Annotated in this window: 15 protein-coding genes; 5 read left to right on the top strand and 10 right to left on the bottom strand. The window is 54.6% G+C overall.

From position 1 onward, the window contains the following. Window positions 1-464: 464 nt before the first annotated feature. Complete coding sequence (locus tag RBB77_RS19450) at window positions 465-1,001, bottom strand: DUF417 family protein (protein WP_353063385.1); 537 nt, start codon at window positions 999-1,001, stop codon at window positions 465-467. A gap of 278 nt (window positions 1,002-1,279) precedes the next feature. On the opposite strand from RBB77_RS19450, the gene RBB77_RS19445 reads away from it, so the two are divergent. Further along, complete coding sequence (locus tag RBB77_RS19445; RefSeq protein WP_353063384.1) at window positions 1,280-1,807, top strand: SRPBCC family protein; 528 nt, start codon at window positions 1,280-1,282, stop codon at window positions 1,805-1,807. Between the two features lie 30 nt (window positions 1,808-1,837). On the opposite strand, the gene RBB77_RS19440 is transcribed toward RBB77_RS19445, so the two are convergent. The 3 genes from RBB77_RS19440 to RBB77_RS19430 all read right to left on the bottom strand — a co-directional run bounded on the left by RBB77_RS19440 (window position 1,838) and on the right by RBB77_RS19430 (window position 4,381). Further along, window positions 1,838-3,202, bottom strand: a complete 1,365-nt coding sequence (locus tag RBB77_RS19440) for a sensor histidine kinase (RefSeq protein WP_353063383.1) — start codon at window positions 3,200-3,202, stop codon at window positions 1,838-1,840. Beyond that, a complete protein-coding gene (locus RBB77_RS19435) occupies window positions 3,199-3,957 on the bottom strand; it encodes a response regulator transcription factor (RefSeq protein WP_353063382.1) in 759 nt (252 codons plus the stop codon). The genes RBB77_RS19440 and RBB77_RS19435 overlap by 4 nt, the downstream gene beginning before the upstream one ends. A 61-nt stretch (window positions 3,958-4,018) precedes the next feature. Beyond that, window positions 4,019-4,381 carry a hypothetical protein gene (locus RBB77_RS19430; protein WP_353063381.1) on the bottom strand — a complete coding sequence of 121 codons (363 nt, stop codon included), beginning with the start codon at window positions 4,379-4,381 and terminating at the stop codon, window positions 4,019-4,021. 174 nt (window positions 4,382-4,555) lie between these two features. Here RBB77_RS19430 and RBB77_RS19425 point away from each other — a divergent pair, with 174 nt between their 5' ends. Continuing rightward, window positions 4,556-4,753, top strand: a complete 198-nt coding sequence (locus RBB77_RS19425) for a hypothetical protein (protein ID WP_353063379.1) — start codon at window positions 4,556-4,558, stop codon at window positions 4,751-4,753. A gap of 39 nt (window positions 4,754-4,792) precedes the next feature. Here RBB77_RS19425 and RBB77_RS19420 read toward each other — a convergent pair whose 3' ends face one another. The 3 genes from RBB77_RS19420 to RBB77_RS19410 form a co-directional block, all read right to left on the bottom strand. Further along, a complete protein-coding gene (locus RBB77_RS19420) occupies window positions 4,793-6,229 on the bottom strand; it encodes a DUF418 domain-containing protein (RefSeq protein WP_353063378.1) in 1,437 nt (478 codons plus the stop codon). 293 nt (window positions 6,230-6,522) lie between these two features. After that, entirely contained in the window at window positions 6,523-6,738 is a 216-nt protein-coding gene (locus RBB77_RS19415; protein WP_353063377.1) for a hypothetical protein, read from the bottom strand. 173 nt (window positions 6,739-6,911) lie between these two features. Continuing rightward, entirely contained in the window at window positions 6,912-7,364 is a 453-nt protein-coding gene (locus tag RBB77_RS19410; RefSeq protein ID WP_353063376.1) for a TonB family protein, read from the bottom strand. Between the two features lie 610 nt (window positions 7,365-7,974). Here RBB77_RS19410 and RBB77_RS19405 point away from each other — a divergent pair. The 3 genes from RBB77_RS19405 (at window position 7,975) to RBB77_RS19395 (ending at window position 9,618) form a co-directional block, all read left to right on the top strand. After that, window positions 7,975-8,691 (top strand): ROK family protein, encoded by a 717-nt coding sequence (locus RBB77_RS19405; RefSeq protein WP_353063375.1) that lies wholly within the window; start codon window positions 7,975-7,977, stop codon window positions 8,689-8,691. A 137-nt stretch (window positions 8,692-8,828) separates the two neighbouring features. Next, window positions 8,829-9,218 (top strand): DUF6979 family protein, encoded by a 390-nt coding sequence (locus RBB77_RS19400; RefSeq protein WP_353063374.1) that lies wholly within the window; start codon window positions 8,829-8,831, stop codon window positions 9,216-9,218. Window positions 9,219-9,357: 139 nt separating this feature from the next. Then, window positions 9,358-9,618 (top strand): GlsB/YeaQ/YmgE family stress response membrane protein, encoded by a 261-nt coding sequence (locus RBB77_RS19395; protein ID WP_353063373.1) that lies wholly within the window; start codon window positions 9,358-9,360, stop codon window positions 9,616-9,618. A gap of 45 nt (window positions 9,619-9,663) precedes the next feature. On the opposite strand, the gene RBB77_RS19390 is transcribed toward RBB77_RS19395, so the two are convergent. The 3 genes from RBB77_RS19390 to RBB77_RS19380 all read right to left on the bottom strand — a co-directional run bounded on the left by RBB77_RS19390 (window position 9,664) and on the right by RBB77_RS19380 (window position 14,838). Beyond that, window positions 9,664-12,030 (bottom strand): EAL domain-containing protein, encoded by a 2,367-nt coding sequence (locus RBB77_RS19390; RefSeq protein ID WP_353063372.1) that lies wholly within the window; start codon window positions 12,028-12,030, stop codon window positions 9,664-9,666. 243 nt (window positions 12,031-12,273) lie between these two features. Then, entirely contained in the window at window positions 12,274-13,239 is a 966-nt protein-coding gene (locus tag RBB77_RS19385) for an alpha/beta hydrolase (RefSeq protein WP_353063371.1), read from the bottom strand. A 48-nt stretch (window positions 13,240-13,287) separates the two neighbouring features. Further along, window positions 13,288-14,838, bottom strand: coding sequence for a sensor domain-containing diguanylate cyclase (locus RBB77_RS19380; RefSeq protein WP_353063369.1), 1,551 nt, complete (start codon window positions 14,836-14,838; stop codon window positions 13,288-13,290). Window positions 14,839-14,996 lie beyond the last annotated feature (158 nt).

Genomic DNA, 14,996 nt, shown 5'->3' with positions numbered 1-14,996 from the left:
CGCAAACTATCGTGGAGTATACCCAAGGTCAGTAACGGCGGGTGGCCCACGTTAGTTGTACTCATTTAATCCAACCACAGATGATCGGGTGCCCCATCCTCCGCGCACTTGCGAAAGGTGGGATGCAAATCGTCCGTACCAGAGGTTTAGGGTCGTCGCGCTTTCCCAAAACGGGAAAGCCCCAAAATAAAATCTAAAAAAGTGGCGTATTTTTCGTAGCCGATTTGAGGTAGTTTTCTGACCATCTTTTACCAGCATTCCACCACAATTTCACCATCAAAAAACCACGTTCTGCACCTCGTTTTTCGCGAAAACCCCTGCAAAAAACAAACTCCACCACGCCAGAAAAAAAGGAAAAACTTACTTGCCGTGTACCCCACATCTCGACTTTGAGATGTAGGCATTCGCGCCACGCGCGAACCCTCCCCGCTCAGCGCCGCGCCCTCACATCACCATAACCACGATCATCTCTGATTCTCAGCCATGATCGCTTTTAGGCCATAGTAGCTGATCAGATAGAACGCAACTCCGAAAGAGATAATGTCCTTGAAGAGAAACAGGCCGGTGTTGTTCATGTAATGGATTCCGTGAACCACGACGGTGTCATCCGGAGTCGTGATCAGCATGCTGCTTGTTGTGAAGAACATGCCGACTAGAATGATCCCGCCCACAATGCCTGATTTTGGCTTGAAGTAGCCAATGATCAGCAGGACTGCTGCTGTCCACTCCGTGATCCCGATCATATCCCCCAAAACATATGGCCCAAAGTGCTTGAACTGCCAACTGGTCAATGGGCTGTTACTGACAAGCGGGATGATGCCCTCTGCTCCGGGTGCTGTCATTTTGAATTTTCCCGCCCACAGCAACATCACGATCATTCCAATGCTGCACACAAGGAAAGGAATATTTCGATCTGCGACAAACGCCGCGATCTTCGTTAGCACACTCTTCGCTTGCAGTCCGTTATCGCCCCATGCCCCAGCAGATGTGGTTTCAGCCATAAAAAGACTCCTTCGTGTAATGTCATCATCGAGCAGATGGCCCACATCTAAAAGTCTCGATACATCTGGCCCTATATCTCGATTTTGAGATGTAGGCATTCACGCTACGCGCGAACCACTCTGCGTTTCCGAGGCAACTATATCACCGCTCAGAGAAGCCCCAACTTCCCGCTCTCGGGCATGGCTCCCGTTCCCCTATCCCGATTTTGAAGTGTGGTTCATGCTGGCGCAAATCATCTTCACACACCTATACTGGCGGCTCACTCCCAGGAGCCACTATGCTCAAAACGATAGGCCTCATCGTTGTTCTGGCTGTAGCTGCAATTCTTCTTCTTGCGCTCACCAAGCCGAGCAGTTTCCGAGTCGAGCGTTCCACCACCATCGCCGCTCCGCCCGAAAAGATCGCCGCACTCATTGACGACTTCCATCAATGGAACGCCTGGTCGCCCTGGGCGCAGCTCGATCCTAACATGAAGACCACCTATTCTGGACCCACCAGCGGCGTCGGCTCCATCTACGAGTGGGAAGGGAACAGCACAGTAGGGAAGGGCCGCATGGAGATTCTCGCCGTCGAACCCACAAAGACCACCATCAAAATCGACTTCCTCAAGCCCTTCGAAGGCCGCAACACCACCGACTTCGTGCTCGAACCGCAAGGCACCGCTACCCGAGTCAATTGGATCATGAACGGCCCGATCAGATTCTTTCCCGGCAAAGTGATGAGCGTCTTCACCACAATGGACAAGGTAATTGGCCCCGACTTCGACAAAGGCTTAACTAATTTGAAATCCGCTGCCGAACACTAGGTAAGTGGCCCCATCAGCTGAGTGCCCAATTCACCTGTCAACTGAAGCCTCTACTTCCCGCTCCTTGACATAGGTTCCCGCATCGCTCACTGAGCGCAGCTGATTCGGCACAGCAAGCGAGATGCGGAGGCCAGGTGACGCATTCATGGCACTGATGACCCCATGATGCGATTCAATCGCTCGTCTCGCAATGCACAGGCCCAAACCCAGATTGGTTTGCGACGGCGAGCGGGCAGGATCCACCTGAAAGAACGGATCAAAGATTCGATCAAGTAAATCCTTCGGCACGCCCGGTCCAAAGTCGCGCACCGAGATAGTGGACCACTCTGCGCTCTGCTTGAGAACAACTTCGATCGTCGCCCCTTGCGGCGAATATCGGACGGCGTTCCGCAGAACATTGTCGATGGCTCGTTTCAGATCCTCTGGGCGACCGAGAATAAGCTCCGGCGCCGAGCCCGTGCATACAATCGAGCACTGCTTCGCAGTCGACTCCAACCTGCAATCGTGAACCGATTCGGCAACCATCGTCTCCAGATCCGTCAGGGTGTTCCGCCTGTCGTCCTCGCCTCCGCCCAGCGGACTGATGCTAAGAGCAGTCAACTCCGAGACGAGGAAGCCGAGACGATCCAGATCCCGCTTCACCTCGTCCAGAGCGGCTTGTTGATCTTCCGCAGTGCGGGCCAAATTCGTCGAAAAGCTCAATCTGGCTAATGGAGCGCGTAGTTCGTGAGAGAGGTCTTGCAACAACTGCCGCTCCCTTTTGAACGCACCCTCAATCCGATCCGCCATCGAGTCATACGAGCGAGCCAGGATGCCGATCTCGTCCTTGCGTTTCGCTCGTATCCGCACTCCCATATTGCCGACACCAAAACTCCCCACAACCGCCGCGGTCCGTCGTAAGGGAAGTACGATATAGCCCGTGCAAAGCGCGCCCAGGCTAAGCACGATGCCTATGATGAGCAGATAGAACGAAAGGAAGGATACAGGTCTCGATTGGATTGGCTTGGTGGCAATGAACCAGTAGGCTCCGTCGTCGGATTGCTGTTCGATATCAAAGACGCCATGATGTTCGCCACGCGCATGGGTCAACGGCGTGGGCGGAAGTAAGTCGAAGTGGTTGACACCATTTTCAACGTCTCTTCCAGAACGATCGAGCAGAAAGTGTTCCCCCCCGAAGTCAGCATCGAGCCTGGCAAGATACGTCCGAAGGGCAGGAAGCCCGCCGTTTTCGAGCGCCGAACGCGCGTCCTGCAGCTCGATGCGGTCCATGGTCTGAAAGACAGGCTGGATGCTGACCCGGTCCATCTTGTCGAAGAAGCCGTGTGCAAGCATTAAACAAATAACCAGAACGAAGAGGCAGCCGATGCTAACCGCGGTGGAGAGCGAGCGCATCATCGTACGTACTCTTCTGTGGCAGCGGGTCGTAAGGCTGTGGGATCTCCGGTGGCTAGCAAGTATCCAACACCGCGCACCGTCTGAATTCCAGCTCCCGCCCGTCCAAGCTTGGCGCGTAAGTGGCTGATGTGCACGTCCAGGCTTCGATCGAAGAAGCTGGGCTTGCGCTCCTGTATCGCTATGGTCAGGGCATCGCGCTTCACCACGCGGCCGCCAGCGCGGCTCAACATAAGCAGCAGGTCGAACTCGACGGTTGTGAGGTCGACCTCAACTTTGGCGCTCAGCACCTGGCGGCTTGATTCAGAGATGCGAATGGCTCCAAAGCTCTGCCACCCAACCTCCTGTTTAGGGGCCTGGGAACGTCGAAGGACGGCACGAATTCTGGCAACAAGCTCTTCGGGTTCGAAGGGCTTGCAGAGATAATCATCCGCTCCTTTGTCAAAACCATTGAGCCGATCGGCTGACAGACTTCTGGAGGTCAGCATGATCGTCGGAATGCTGCTGCTGCGGCGCGTCTGACGCAGGACCTCGAACCCATCGAGGAGCGGGAGGGTAACGTCGAGCAACATCAGGTCGTAGGCGCCTGAAAGCGCCTGTGCCACGCCATCCCGCCCATCGACGCTACAAGTCAGTTGGTATCCGGCGCGGTTGAGATAGAGCCGCATCAAACGGCAGAGTTCAACATCGTCGTCGACAAGAAGCAAAGACGGCCGCGACTCAGAAGATGAGGACGAGCCTGGGGCGGAGCTCATCATGCGTGAATCCCCCGCGCCGCCGCGGCTGCGTCCTCTCTGAATCGTCCGGTCATAACTGTCACTACTGAGCAGCGTTTGTGTTGGAGCTCTGCTTAGAATCTGAATCTACAATTGTGATGCTTGTCGACTGCACTTTCAAGCCTTGAAGCACAGACTTATCTCCTTCGTGAGTGACGGAAAGAGCAAGCGGGCCAGCAGGGGCTGCCGCGGTGGTAATCGGTACCGAGAAGTTAGCTTTATTTCCAGTGATAAACAACTCATTGGAGCCGTCCGCCCACTTGACCGAGTAGTCGCCTGGATTGAGCAGGTGGCTTCCCACATAGACCTTGTCATAAAGCGTGATGCTGGTAGAGTGCTTCCCTGCGGCATACGAAACGCTCGCGAATGAAACCATGGCTAGGATTGTGATCAATAGCTTTTTCAAGTTACCCCCTCTTCGCTCCAGCTAGCTGGTAGCTAGATTGATTGAAGCATCGGTCGTCGGCCGCGAATCATAAGAAGTCTTAATTTGGCGCCTAAGGGGATCGGCCGACCTCGACAAAGGGCTTGACATTGAACGTCAAACCAACAATCCTTCAGTCGCGGTCAAGGAGCCAATATGAGCGACAGCCCCAAAAATCCAGGACTCGACGGTCGTGCCCGTGACAAAGACGGGCAGATCGATCACAAGCATCCCACCACAAAGATCAAACACCTGCGGGAACACTATGGAAAACACTTCGCCCCTGACTGGGACGGCGAGCGCACCCTCGGCGAACTCCTCAAGGAATCCAAGTTCGAATCCCTCTCGCAGTAAGTCAAGCATCACGGGCATCATCCCGCGAGCTGAATCTTTCTAAAGCGAAACCGAAACCGGAGCCGCAGTCGATGCTCCGATCCGCATCGGCTGCCGCTTCCAATATGTCAGAGAGCGCCACACCCACTCCATCGGTCCAAACTCAAAGTACCGCAGCCATATTGAGCTGAACGTCATGTTGAAGATCCACATCCCCAGCACGGCATAGTAGATCTTGTAGTACTCCACATAGCCATACCAGTGCCACGCACCCCACACGAAGATCGTCTTCATCGTGAGACTTGTCAGCAAATAGTTCGACAGCGCCATCTGTCCCACCGCGGCAACCCGCGCCAGCAGCCACCGAAACACCCCCGCCTTTATCAAAATCAACAGCAGCGCAGCATTCCCCAGTGCGCCCGCAATCCTCCCAATGTCATACGGAGATTGCATCCAGATCAACGTATTGAACATGTCGAAGTGTCCGGTCCACGCCTTCCAAGCCCCGATGCCAGGCACCACCCAGCCGATCGGAAGCCCGATCACCGCGATCCACACATATGTCTTCATACTCAGTCGACCGGGCAGAAATCCATTCTTGAACAGAGCCATGCCCAGCAGCATCAATCCCACCCAGTCGCCAAACCCGAAGTACGCTCCCTTCAACTCGCCCAGTAAAACGTTTTGAGCCACATGCCCCTGCGCTGACCAGTACCCCTTCTGCATGGGTGCGATGTCTTCGTACTTTTTCTTATCGGGCGCTCGCCAACGGTCTTGAGCGTTCTGCCACTTCTTCAGATCGCCAATCTCATCCTCCGTCAGTGTCTGATGCTGCGCCAGCTTTGCGTTAGCCTTCGCCGCTGCCTTCTTCGCGCTATAAGCGGAGCCGTACTGGCCGCCCATCATCAATATCGAGTTGAGAAACAAAATAATTCCCGCAGTCCACATCAGCCGTTTCACGCGAACATTGCGGAACGGAAACAGAAACAGCAGCGCCGCCACGCCATAGTAGAAAAGTATGTCGCCGTCCCAGATCAGGTATCCATGCAGCATTCCGATCAACACCAGCCACATATTGCGTCGCGTAAAGATATCTGCTGCCTTGATCCCCGCCCCACGCGACAGCGCCCGCTCCGTCAGCAGAATCACGCCCGCACCAAACAACATGGAAAACAAAGCGCGCATCTTGCCCTCAGCAAAGATCCAGCGCAGAAACCACATCGTGGTATTGATCTTCCAGTGCGGCCCATCGAATACCGGCTTCACCGTGCTCAGCGGATACGCATAGTTATTGAATCCATACGCAAAGTCACAGATGTTCATCACCAGGATGCCCATCAGCGAGAAGCCCCGCAGCACGTCCATGCTGCTGATCCGCTCCGCACGCGCAACCGGCCTAGTAGCACTCAACTCCTCATGCGCCGGTCCAGCCAGTTCCTCAGGAGCCCCTGGCGCAATCATCCCCTCATCGACACCCACTCCCGTAACACTCGCCATCAATCCTCCAGGGACATCGCAAGTCTTTTGGCCCGGGAACCTCGCGCGCAACAATTCGTTCACCGTATATTTAGCCGAAGTATTCCATCGGCAACCTCGCTAATCAAGCGAAATCGCTTGCTCCTGCTGATCATCCACGATTCAAAAACACGGGTCGTTCGCGAGAAAGCCCCTCGCCACGCCCTGACCAATGAAAGAAATCAATCTTTATAGCTTGCACTTACGTTTGCCGCGTATTTTTAGTTCCCTCAATTTAACTCCATCGATTTATGCGCTCCGGCACGATCACATCATCAAAAGAAGCACTCAGCCGTCACCCGCTCGCAGAACCCATCCAAAACCCCGCTCCACCGCATCAGAAAAAAATCGCACCCTCGTGCATTCTGCATCCAACCACCCATGGCACCCTCCCCCATCCCGCCGCCTGACCAACGACCAGCCTTCTGCAGTCCACTCCTGCTTATTGTCATCACCTGCATCGTCATCGCTTCGATTGCGCTCTTTATCATCTTCCATCCGAATCCCAGCGGCAAAGGCCCGCAAAGCCCCACTGCAACTCCCGCAGCCTCGCAATGACGACCCATTCGCGCCAAAAAAAAAGACAGACTCGAATGAGCCTGTCTTTTCTATTTCAATGCAACATCTAACGCTTTGTAGGGAAGGGCTGCGCTAAAACGACTAATTACCGAGACGCCTTCAAAATCACCGCCAGATTCACAGGAACCGCAGTGGGCTGGTCATCCAGGGTGCCCGGAGTGAAACGATACTGGCTGACTGCGTTCAGAACATTGCGGTCCATTACCGGGTTCACCGACTGAACGATCTTCAGATCGGTCGGCTTGCCGCTCGCGTCGACCGTCATCGAAACAACAGCAGTTCTTTCAAATGAGGTCGCTGGAGAAAAGTCGGAGTCCGATTCCACTCCGACGGTGTAGACCAACTTAGGAGCGTTGACTCCGGTAGAGACGCGGACAGAAGACGTTGTGCCGACGGAGTCCGTACCGGTCAACGCTGGGGCAACCAGCTCAGAGCGCAGGGTGTTGGCGGCAGTGGTCTGGGTTTTTGCAGGCGAATTTGCCTGAGCGTGAAGCAACATAGGGGACAGGGCGAGGGTGGCCACAATGACTCGACGCATAATATCAATTCCTAGGGCAAATGTGCCCATCACCACAATAAACCAGGCTAAACATAGTTGTCAATAAAAATGTAGAAGAATGTATAACCAACTTATTTTGAATGATTTATTTCGAGAAAAAGCGACCAAGACAGGAATATTCTTGACCAATTCATTATTTTAAATTCGCTTTTCTTTTGCTTTAAAGTTCCTGGGAGAATCAACAAAGACTGCTCACAACGCGATCAATGAAAACGCCAACCTTTGCTGAGACACAGACATGCAGATTTCGCCCAAAAAACGCATGTCAACCCCCGACGACGATAAAACCCGCGTCCTATAAGGCTTTTCGTGTTGCGTATTAGTTATGCACCGTTCTGTAGAATTAAATTAGGTTTTGGGGCGAAAAGGTCGAAAAACCTCGTCATTAATAGACAAAAGCCATAACCTCAATGGAATGACGATTTTGCGTATAAGCCCTTTGCTGTGACGATTTTAGAGAGAGGCTAAATTGTAAGTAGCTGATAAAGCGATACTTGGGTGGTATAAGCCCAGGGGGGCACCCCCGATTCTGGGTCCGTTTCCGTCAATACGCCCAAAGGTATCCGCAACGCTGCTAACATCCAATTCAATGAAAGTTCTGGTCATAGACATAGGGGGCACCAACATCAAGGTTGCCTCGACCGACATGCGCGTCCCCGTCAAGATTCCGTCCGGTCCTACCATGACCGCGGAAGAGATGACCAAGGACGTCCTCGCCGCCACAGCAGGTTGGGCCTACGACCGTATCTCCATCGGCTACCCCGGCCCGGTGGTCCACCATCGTCCCATCGCCGAGCCTCATAATTTGGGCGCAGGCTGGATCGATTTTCCTTACGAGAAGGCTTTCGGTAAACCGCTCCGCTTCATCAACGATGCAGCCATGCAGGCTCTGGGTGGTTACAAGGGTGGCCGCATGCTCTTCCTCGGCACCGGCACCGGCCTGGGTTCGGCGATGATCTTCGACGGCATCGTCATTCCGCTCGAACTCGCTCATTTGCCGTACAAAAAAGGCCTCACTTACGAACAGTACATCGGTGTCGCTGGCCTCGAACGCCGGGGTGTCAAGCGATGGAGAAAGTCAGTCCTGGACATCATCAATCGCCTTAAGGCCGGCATGGTCTGCGATACCGTGCTCCTCGGCGGCGGTAACGCCAAGCTCATGAAGGACCTTCCGAACCACGTGATCCTCGGTGCAAACAGTAACGCCATCGACGGCGGCATTAAGCTCTGGCAGGACGTCGATCCCGAGCTGACAGGTAACGGCCCCGCCAAGCAAAGTTCGACCAAGCAAACAGCAAAGGCCTGACCAGACGGGGAGCATCCACGACGGTTCGGCAAGCGATAAATCGGTCGCAGCAAGACCGCATCTTCGCTCGCACGATCTCGTGCGAGCCCCAATCGCGGCCTCTAAGGGTCAGAAACAATCCTCACAGGAGAGACACTATGGCGAACAGATACGGCGAAGCCGCTCTCATCGCGGCCCGCATGGAGACCTACGGCAAGGCCATCACTCCCGCAGCCCGCTGGGAGCAGGCGACCGCCAAGCTCTATCCCACCAGCCCCTCGGCCCAGCGAAAGGGAGGACCTCGTTTCGCCTTCCTTAGCCTCTGCGAAGCCGGTCTGGTCAAGGGCATCCCTGCCGGCCAGTACGCCCCCTCCAACAAAGCCAAGGCTTACACCCTTCGCGCCGTGTCGCTTCTCAACGCCGGAACCCATAAGACAGTCAACGCCCTCTGGGCAGAGGTCACCGACGGCGAAGACATCGCTCACAACAGTCAGATGGATGTCGTCCTCGCCCTCTGGAAGAACGGCCTGATCGTCCGCAGCGCCTGAGCCCACGGCACCCACGCCGTCGAACGAAATCTTGACACCTGGCAGGATCAACCTCTTGCATCGGCGGAAAGTAGGAGTATTCTTCTCCCATCAATCGAGACGTCTCCGGCCGCCCCGGAAACCAACATGGAGGACAGCTATGCTGCATCTGATTTGGACGGCTCTCATCGGTCTGATCGTCGGCGCGCTCGCCAAGCTCATCATGCCAGGCAAGGAGCCCGGCGGCATCTTCATCACCATGTTGATCGGTATAGCGGGCTCCTTCCTTGGAACCTTCCTCGGACGGGCGATCGGTCACTACGAGCCTGATCAATCGGCTGGTTTTCTAATGTCGATGGTAGGGGCCCTTATCCTGCTAGGCATCTATCACCTGATCAGGCGCAGTCGGGCGACTACCTAACGATCACAGCCAAGATTTCGAACATTTAGCAATAGCGATTGCAGCTTACCGGACCAGCCCAGACACCGGCTCCGACTCTGGAGCGGAAGGATTGTTTGCGTACCGACGGACTACCTCACAGAACTCAGCCTGAGACACCGGCTTCGCAATAAAATTCCCTTGCGCTTCGTCGCACTTCCTGCGCAACAGAAACCGCATCTGTTCGTCGGTCTCGACGCCTTCTGCCACGACCTTGATGTTGAGTCCGTGAGACATTGCGATGATAGTTCGAACCACCGCTGCAGCGTTTGCATCGGTCCCTGCCTTCTTCACGAAACTCTGATCGATCTTCAATCGATCGACCTGATATTCGAGCAGATACGAGAAGCTGCAGAATCCAGTGCCGAAGTCGTCAATCGAGATACGGACTCCCAACTCCCGCATTCTCTGCAGCTTGTCCAGAACATGCTCGGAGTTCACCATCAACATGTTTTCCGTGATCTCGATCTGCAGTTTGTCGGGGGATAGGCCGCTCTTCGAGAGCGAATGTTCAATCACATGAACTAGATTCTTTTGTTGAAATTGTCGTGGCGATAGATTGATTGAAACGGTCAGATCCATATCAAGCTCGTCTCGCAAGGCTTTACCCTCGCAGCACGCGGTCATGAAGGCCCATTCCCCGATCGGAACGATCAGCCCGGTTTCTTCAGCCAACGGAATAAATTGCGACGGCGAGATGCTCCCTAGCCTAGGATGAGTCCAGCGCAGTAAAGCTTCCATGCCGGTCACTCTTCCAGTCGTCAACGAGATTTGGGGCTGGTAGTGCATGCTGAGCTCTTTGTTTCCCAGAGCGTGGCGCAACGCATGCTCCATCGTGAGACGTTCGGCTGTCTCTTTGAGCATGCTCTCGCTGAAGATCTGGAACTGGTTTCTCCCATTCTCTTTCGCCGCGTACATCGCTGAATCTGCTCGTTTGAGCAGGTGCTTGGCATCGCTTGCAAAGTCAGGGTAAATGCAGACACCGACACTTGCCGTCACGTGCACCAAGTGTCCTTCGATTGAGATCTCCGGCGCCAACCTGGCTACCAGATTGGCCGCACACTGCTCAACGTCGTCGACGGTGGTGATGTCTGGCATCACCACCACAAACTCGTCTCCACCTACCCGCGCCACCACATCCGTGCTGCGTACCGAGCGACTCAATCTCTGCGCCGCTTCGATCAAGATCTGGTCTCCCGCAGTATGTCCCAAGGAGTCGTTGATGCGTTTAAAGTGATCCAAATCGATCACAAAGACCGCGACCTTCGTTCCATAGCGTCGTGCCAGTTCCACCGTCTGGACCGTCTTGTCCTGCAGCAGCGCTCGCCCTGTCAGTCCTGTCAATTGGTCATGCGTGGCCAGATGAGTGACATACTCCATCATCTGACGGCGATCAGTAATATCGAACGCGATGCTCACAAAGCCGCTCACCTGACCAGATGGAGTGGTCACTGCTCTCACGGCAAGATTGATTGGAGTTCTCGCCCCGTCGCGTCTAATCAGCGTCCACTCTTGCTCCTCCATCTCTCCCACGGCTGCTCCAGCCGTCAGAACTTCGAACCCATATTCTTCTAATGTCGCGGCAGAGTCGATAGCGACGGCCCTGCCCAAAAGCTCTCGCTCATCGTGGAGCCTCGTTAGCGAGGCCTTCCCGACTAGTTCCTCACGGCGATAGCCTGTCAGCTTTTCTGCCTCGCTGTTCATCGCTGTAATCATTCCCTGGGTATCGGTTGTGACGATGCTGAAGGGAGCATTCTGAAAAACGGAGTCAGTGAACTCCGCAAGGTGCTCATATCGCTCTTGGGTCTCCTTGGCTCCGCTAATATCACTGAAGGTAATTGCGAGCCCATCTCCGAGCTTCACGACCTGGATTTGCAACCAGGACGCCTTAATATTCGCAGTGCTTACCGGGAACTCTTCATTCAAAGATTCGCCGGTCGCGACAACCCTGCAAAACCTGCCGAACAACGAACCTGAAGCCTTCATTGGAGTCACTGTGCAGAGGGTCTTTCCGAGGAGTTCGGATCGTGATTGTCCTACCAGTCGTTCGATGTTGGCATTGACGTACAACACACGGAAGTCCAAAATCCTGCCCGCTTCATCTCGCACAGATTCAAAAAGCCCAAAGCCATCGAGGCTGGTCTCAGCCGCTGCCAAAAACTGCGAATGCGCCTGCTCAACCCCTCTCATCTTCCCCACGCGGCTATATTCGCGCCACAGCGCCCACACTGCAATCGAGGTGCCCGACATCATGATGATGATGGTGCTCAACTTCCCAACCCCGGCCCCATGATCGACTCGCCAGAGTTGCGTCACCGTCAGCGTAACCGCCACCGCTGAGAGAATTGTCTTCCAGACCCAGGGTCGCTGGGAGTCGAGCGCAGAAGCCTTCAAGAAATACCTCGAAATACAAGCCAGGATTGTGCCAGCATCGTGTTTCCTACCGTCTGCCAGCGTAAACAAACGAAGCCACTCTTTCGCAACAAAATATGTAGTGTCCGGATATCTCCTAAAACGCTTGTTTCGACTCCTTATTCCGCGGTATTCTGCAGCGACGCCTAGTGCAGTCTATTTGTTCCTTGCAGCCCAGGATCAATTATTTCAAGTCCATCTTGCTTGGAAGATCTTCACGGCATATTACTCCTGCGACATCCAGCCGTGCATTTCCATCCAGTTTGCGACCAATGTGGGATAGATGGCTAGCTCGGACATTCCCTTCATCCCTTGCGCCATTCCGGTCCCATGTTGCCCAAGCTCGAAGATGTGCAGCTCCACAGGCACGTCTGCCTGTTTGAGTGCGTCGTAGAACGCAGTTGCATTCATCGGATTTACCGTCTGGTCGGCTGTAGTCGAGAAGATGAAGCAAGGAGAGGTATTTTTCGTCACTCGCTTCACCACCGAGATGGAGTCCAGCATCGCCTTCGTAGGATGATCACCCAGCAACCCTTCCATATTCGTCTTCCTGGGTATCGAGTCGTCCAACGTATATCGTCCGTAGGACACAATGGCGAAGTCCGGCCGATCGCTAACTCTATCGATTGGATCCTCAGCGCCTGAAGTGCCGTTGTCATTCACTGCCGCCAGATAGCTCGCCAAATGACCACCTGCCGAGAAACCCCAAAGCCCAATCTTGTCTCTCGCTACTCCCAGTTCTGCCGCGTGGCTGCGAACATAGCGCATTGCCCGTGCACCATCCAACATTGGAGAAGGAAAGTGGTATCTTGGGCCGAGTCGATACTCCAACACAAAAGCAGTCACGCCGTGCGCATTCAGCCAGCGCGCCTCCTCGCCCCCTTCCTTTTCGATCGCCAGGTGGACGTAACCGCCCCCTGGGATCACGATGACCGCGGAATGTATGCCGGGCCCCGGCGCCGGATACACATAAATCTTAGGGATATCTCCCTCGCCGTCACCCAAAGCACCGGGTGCCCCGTTTGGCCATAGCGCCACAGCCCTTGCGAAGCCTTTCGGAGGCTTCGTAATGGTTGCCGGTTCTACGGCGACGGAGTGCACTGAGGTAGCAGCCGTAGCCGAGGTCGAGGCGCACCCTACTCCAAGGCACCCACAGAAACAACCAAGTGATAGCCAAAGAAGTTGTTTCATCGTCCCGTTAAGATACATGCTTCTCATACGTGGTGGCAGTCCTAAACTTCAAGCCGTTGAATCCGCAGTGGACATCTCGGTTCGATTTATTACGGCAGCTGCAGACTCCACCCGGTTACGTCCCAAATACTTCGCACGATACAACGCGTGATCGGAGGCTGTGAGCAAAGATATTGCCGCGGCGTTCCGGTGCGGTACTCCGGCCGCTACTCCTACACTGATTGTTTGGATCCCAAGTTGATTTCCCGAGTGCGGTACCTTCATGCCAGCCACCGCATGCCGGACGTCTTCGGCGACTTGCACCGCGGTTTCCACAGTCGTGTTCGGAAGGATGACGGCGAACTCTTCGCCTCCAAACCTCGCGGCAATTTCAGCTCTACCTTGTAGTGCGCTCGCAATCACTTTCGCGATGCAGCGCAGACACTCATCTCCACCGACATGTCCGTAGAGGTCGTTATAGGCTTTGAAAAGATCCACATCGATCAGTAGCAGCGCCAACGATTGCTCGTTGCGAGTCGCCCAATTCCAGGCCTCCTCCAACCTTTCATCGAAAGCTCTGCGGTTCGCTAGTCCCGTCAATGCATCCGCGTTAGCCAACTCGCGATATCGCAGTTCGCTCTTCTGCAGCGATATTTCGAGTGCTTTTCGTTCCTCAAGCAGGGCAGCTACCGGGAAGAACGTGAAAAGGGCTACCGCAAGAAAGATCTGCTCAATCACAATCTTGTGGAGCAGATTTGTCCCGGTGATCAGCATTAATGGACCATGTCCGGTAACTGTGAACCAGATCGAGATCAGCGCAATCACAAACACGGCGAGCACAGTGCCCGGAAAGCCCAATCGGAACGTTACGAGCAACAGCGCGGGAAAGATAAAGAAAATTAGCGGGTCCTTGCTGTGACTAAACACCAGTGCCGTCGCGGCAGCCGGCACCAACAGTAACAACAGTGTCCTCGGTAGTTGCTGACTTTGCAGCATTGTGAAAAAGCCTGGTCGCTGCAGAATGAAGACCAATGGCGCAATGATGGCCATACCCAGGACATCCCCGAGATACCAGGTGCGAAACAGCATCCACCAGGGGCCTGCGTTTACAAAGAGCAAAGTCCACGAAGCTCCCAGGGCACTGGTCAGCGCTGTCGCACCCACCACCGCGATTCCAAGAAAGCCCAGCAACGGAAGGCGTTTGGTTAGCTGCAGAGGACTGCCGAACCACCGCGTCAACAGCACAGACGAAATGATCACTTCCACGGAGTTGGCGACCGCCACGCCGATTGACAGCCGCAGCGGATCCCCATAAATCACATCGGCCAACGTATCGGCCAGGAAACCCGCAATAAAATAAGGAATCCAGGTGTTTTTCGGTCGCGCTACCACTAGCGCAAACAAAAGTCCGTTGGTGAACCAGATCGTCGCGACACCGTCAGATTGTCGCGAAAGCACGATTCCCAGCCAGGAAAACAAAAGCAGAACTAAGAATGTCGCAGTCAGATGTCCCCAATGAAGGGGCTTGGACTGTGTATGAGCATTTGGGATCTCAGCGGCAGCACAATCATTTACCTCCACATCGAGCGACGCTTCGCCAACACTTTTGACTATGTCCATCGCATTCTCGTTCCGCATCTCCCAACGATCTCAGCATACTGCAAGGGGGTTGTCTGACAGGTTCAATGCACAGAGCACCCCATACTATCCTTCGCCCGCCTCTCTAGGAATTGTTGATCCCTAGGATTCGCCGGTGATTTGAATGGCCGCAGAAGTCG

This window comes from Tunturibacter psychrotolerans (assembly GCF_040359615.1).
Taxonomy (GTDB): Bacteria; Acidobacteriota; Terriglobia; order Terriglobales; family Acidobacteriaceae; genus Edaphobacter; species Edaphobacter psychrotolerans.
The sequence above is the reverse complement of the archived record's forward strand: the minus strand, read 5'-3'. Positions and strand labels throughout refer to the sequence as shown.

Bases quoted from the DNA above. Each gene is read 5' to 3' on its own strand.
- RBB77_RS19450 (WP_353063385.1), bottom strand. From the start codon at position 1,001: ATGGCTGAAACCACATCTGCTGGGGCATGGGGCGATAACGGACTGCAA.
- RBB77_RS19445 (WP_353063384.1), top strand. From the start codon at position 1,280: ATGCTCAAAACGATAGGCCTCATCGTTGTTCTGGCTGTAGCTGCAATT.
- RBB77_RS19440 (WP_353063383.1), bottom strand. From the start codon at position 3,202: ATGATGCGCTCGCTCTCCACCGCGGTTAGCATCGGCTGCCTCTTCGTT.
- RBB77_RS19435 (WP_353063382.1), bottom strand. From the start codon at position 3,957: ATGATGAGCTCCGCCCCAGGCTCGTCCTCATCTTCTGAGTCGCGGCCG.
- RBB77_RS19425 (WP_353063379.1), top strand. From the start codon at position 4,556: ATGAGCGACAGCCCCAAAAATCCAGGACTCGACGGTCGTGCCCGTGAC.
- RBB77_RS19420 (WP_353063378.1), bottom strand. From the start codon at position 6,229: ATGGCGAGTGTTACGGGAGTGGGTGTCGATGAGGGGATGATTGCGCCA.
- RBB77_RS19415 (WP_353063377.1), bottom strand. From the start codon at position 6,738: ATGATAAAGAGCGCAATCGAAGCGATGACGATGCAGGTGATGACAATA.
- RBB77_RS19410 (WP_353063376.1), bottom strand. From the start codon at position 7,364: ATGCGTCGAGTCATTGTGGCCACCCTCGCCCTGTCCCCTATGTTGCTT.
- RBB77_RS19405 (WP_353063375.1), top strand. From the start codon at position 7,975: ATGAAAGTTCTGGTCATAGACATAGGGGGCACCAACATCAAGGTTGCC.
- RBB77_RS19400 (WP_353063374.1), top strand. From the start codon at position 8,829: ATGGCGAACAGATACGGCGAAGCCGCTCTCATCGCGGCCCGCATGGAG.
- RBB77_RS19395 (WP_353063373.1), top strand. From the start codon at position 9,358: ATGCTGCATCTGATTTGGACGGCTCTCATCGGTCTGATCGTCGGCGCG.
- RBB77_RS19385 (WP_353063371.1), bottom strand. From the start codon at position 13,239: ATGAAACAACTTCTTTGGCTATCACTTGGTTGTTTCTGTGGGTGCCTT.
- RBB77_RS19380 (WP_353063369.1), bottom strand. From the start codon at position 14,838: ATGGACATAGTCAAAAGTGTTGGCGAAGCGTCGCTCGATGTGGAGGTA.